Annotated in this window: 4 protein-coding genes; all 4 read right to left on the reverse strand. The window is 47.8% G+C overall.

Going from position 1 to position 3,271, the window contains the following annotated elements:
* Positions 1-183 precede the first annotated feature (183 nt).
* Positions 184-567 (reverse strand): hypothetical protein, encoded by a 384-nt coding sequence (locus FE296_RS00420; protein WP_150363991.1) that lies wholly within the window; start codon positions 565-567, stop codon positions 184-186.
* Between the two features lie 111 nt (positions 568-678).
* Complete coding sequence (locus FE296_RS00425) at positions 679-1,926, reverse strand: ABC transporter permease (protein WP_150363992.1); 1,248 nt, start codon at positions 1,924-1,926, stop codon at positions 679-681.
* A 21-nt stretch (positions 1,927-1,947) separates the two neighbouring features.
* Positions 1,948-2,679, reverse strand: a complete 732-nt coding sequence (locus FE296_RS00430; protein ID WP_124118763.1) for an ABC transporter ATP-binding protein — start codon at positions 2,677-2,679, stop codon at positions 1,948-1,950.
* A 164-nt stretch (positions 2,680-2,843) separates the two neighbouring features.
* Positions 2,844-3,271: hypothetical protein (locus tag FE296_RS00435; RefSeq protein ID WP_223868727.1), on the reverse strand; the 428-nt coding region annotated here is incomplete at its 5' end.

A 3,271-nucleotide genomic window follows, 5' to 3' on the forward strand; every position in this document is an offset into this window, starting at 1 on the left:
CTGGTATGCATGCGGCAGAATATAAACACACTACATCATAGTAGGTATTACACACTTTAAGCACATAATGAATTGCTTCAGATGCCAAAAACCCCGATATCCACATCTGTGGACGATCGGGGTTTTTGGGCATTGTTCCATTTTAGAAAAATTGGCTCGAACTGCTCTTAGCTTCTGATACTTCTATGCTTTCACACTGCCTGAAAATCCATCAGCCGAATCATCGTATGTCGGGTCATCGCTATAGTTATGTCTGCCTTGCTCCGTCTGGCTTCCTTGGTTTCCGCTCGCATAACCCTCATTCCAGTCCTCATTCACGAGATGAGCCGGAATTGATATATTCTGAAACTGATCCAGCTCTTCCGTTTGCGAGGCAAATACGGCACTTCCTCCATGAGATTGTACAATCTCTACGGCAGACTGAGGATCTTGGCGATCTGTGGGGATGTACAATTCCAGCGGGCCGGACTGATATGGCTTATATCCCAATTCCTCCAAGGTTGCCCTGGCGGCATTCAACGCTGAATCGTCTGAAAAATGCACCTGTAGTTCGCTATTATCCATCATCGTCTCTTCCTCCTTGCTACAGCTAATCTCTCATCATCCATAGATGAGATTATTCTTCTATAGCATGGTCAGTTATAGCGCGTGATATGCTCTGACTTAGAAAGTAATTCCTTAGGCCCTGGTCAGCCGAACCCATCCGGCAATAGATAACACACAGAGTCCAAAGGCCACCGCACCTGCAGCTGTCAGAATACCGACCATCCAGCCGAGCCAGGCCAATCCCAGCGTGAATCCCATAAAAATACCAATCGGGACAAACAACATCCGAACCATCATTGAACCTGCAAGATGCAGCGCCTCCGAGTCATATGTTATAAGCTGAACATAGTCGGACGTGGCAAAAACATCCCAGGAACGATAAAACATCACCGTCAACATGATGATTAATAACGCACATACAATGACATTGACCGGAAAAGGTGGTAATGCGACTGCTGCGATGGATAGTCCTCCAAGCTGCAGATACAATTTCATCGTGGCCGAGTTCCTGAAAAATGCCTTGAATGCAATCTCCGCTGTCCGATTCGCGATGGAACGATTGCGTAACAGTTTACGCGGTTTGCGGAAGATGATGGACCGTGTTCGTGGGGCTTTCGGCTTACTCACCGCCCGGCTTAACATTATAGCTGTAAGCTGTAGCCTGCTCCGCAAATCCTCCCGTACATCCCCTTCAAACGTTCCCTTCATCACTAGCCTCATCTGTCCAACTGTAATTAGAAGAAGCATGATAATTACGATTCCAAATAAGATTTTCCACGTCTGTCCATACATCCATGATGTCGCATGAATGGTCATATAACCTATGCCAATGATGAGAGGGATCATCTGAATCCAGCGTCGCCATCCTGTATGTCGAACCTTCGTCATATGTAGTGTTATGGATTGAAATGAAGCTACTGCACCAAACCAGACAGCCATAAGTGCAATCTGGAGATTCGACATCTCATAGACACGGGACCACAGGGGAGCAGTCAGCGCTGTAATCAGGATCATTTTGCCCAGATGTTGCAGACAGGACCGGTAGAGCCCTTGCCTCATTAACGTTCGTATCCATAACGGCCTTGATTTCAGAAACAATACATCCGCTTCCTCCACAAATATCAACACACCACCGGTAAGCATAACCACTTCGATCAGCCCAGTCAGTACGGGGAGAGGTAATCCTGTCGCCCATACAGGCAGTGGTTTGGTCCACAGACTCGTGTACCATCCAACCAGATAGAGCAGACCCGGAACAAGCAGGTATACCCACACCGTCCAATCCACGACGAGTCTGAGATTTTTCATCTGTTCCCTGAAGTGCTCTTTGCGTCTTCGCCTGTATAACCGAAGTGGTGTATAACGCTGGGAAGTTTCCATTCTCTCTCACCCTCTCTCTATCTAAGACGTCAGTATATCAAAACAGTCAAACAAAGAGGCTTCCGGCAATCCTGCCACTTCACGGATCTCATCCAATGTTCCCTCGGCAGCAGATCTGCCCGAAGCAATCAGAATAAACCGGTCGCAGATTCGTTCAGCGGTATCCAGTACATGCGTAGACATGAGCACACCCGCACCGCGGCGACGTTCATCATCAAGTAATTTTAGAAAATCCTTGGTTGCACGAGGGTCCAGTCCGATGAACGGCTCGTCCACAATATAGATATCCGGTGAAGACAGAAATCCGATCATCAACATCATTTTCTGCCGCATGCCCTTTGAGAAACTGGCTGGAAGATCATTTCGAACGTGGTCCATACCGAAACGAACCAACAGTTCCTCCGCTCGGGCAACAAAAGCTTCTTCCTCCATTTCATACGCCGCTGCAGCCAGATCAAGATGTTCCCATAGCGTCATATATTCATAAAAAACCGGTTGTTCCGGGATATAGGCATAACGACCATCTCCCCCAATCGTCACTTCATAGTTCGCATGTTCCAGCAGACCAAGAAGCGTTTTGATTGTGGTACTTTTGCCCGCACCATTTGGTCCGATAATACCTACCAGCTCTCCTCGCGCCACATTCATTCGAATATTGCGTATTGTCGATTGTCCTGGCTCGTATCCTGCCTCTGTAATATGTACGTCCAATATGGACTCCTGTGTAACTGTACCTTCATGCTCTATCTTCATATCGAACACTCCTGTTCTGATTCGGGGCTTATTAGATCAACTCATTTTATTGTATACGAGTTGTGAGCTGTTTGTTTGATCATTTTGAGCGTTTTTATTTCGGCAAAAAAAGAAGCAGGGGTTCCGGAGCCCCTGCTTCTTCATATTACAGTGAAAATCTCATATTACCGATTTGTCTCCACCACAGATGTAGTTTCGCTCTCTGCATCCGCATCCACGTTCAGACCCAGATCCAGTACTCCACGACTTTCGTTCGCGAAGTTACTGCTTGCGTTACGCTCGCTGTCGTTCACGCTGTTGGTGCGTTCAGTTTGAGCCATCGTTGCACTCTCGCCTTCCGCTTTTGCGTTCAGACCCAGATCCAGTGCTCCGCGGCTTTCGTTCGTGAAGTTACTGCTTGCGTTACGCTCGCTGTCTTTCACGCTGTTGTTGCGTTCGGATTGAGCCATTGTTGCACTCTCGCCTTCGGCTTTCGCGTTCAGACCCAGATCCAATGCTCCACGGCTTTCGCTTGCAAAGTTACTGCTTGCGTTACGCTCACGGTCGTTTACGCTGTTGTTGCGTTCAGTTTGAGCCATTGTTGCACTCTCGC

This window comes from Paenibacillus sp. UASWS1643, assembly GCF_008693195.1.
GTDB lineage: Bacteria > Bacillota > Bacilli > Paenibacillales > Paenibacillaceae > Paenibacillus > Paenibacillus amylolyticus_B.

Bases quoted from the DNA above. Each gene is read 5' to 3' on its own strand.
- FE296_RS00420 (WP_150363991.1), bottom strand. From the start codon at position 567: ATGATGGATAATAGCGAACTACAGGTGCATTTTTCAGACGATTCAGCG.
- FE296_RS00425 (WP_150363992.1), bottom strand. From the start codon at position 1,926: ATGGAAACTTCCCAGCGTTATACACCACTTCGGTTATACAGGCGAAGA.
- FE296_RS00430 (WP_124118763.1), bottom strand. From the start codon at position 2,679: ATGAAGATAGAGCATGAAGGTACAGTTACACAGGAGTCCATATTGGAC.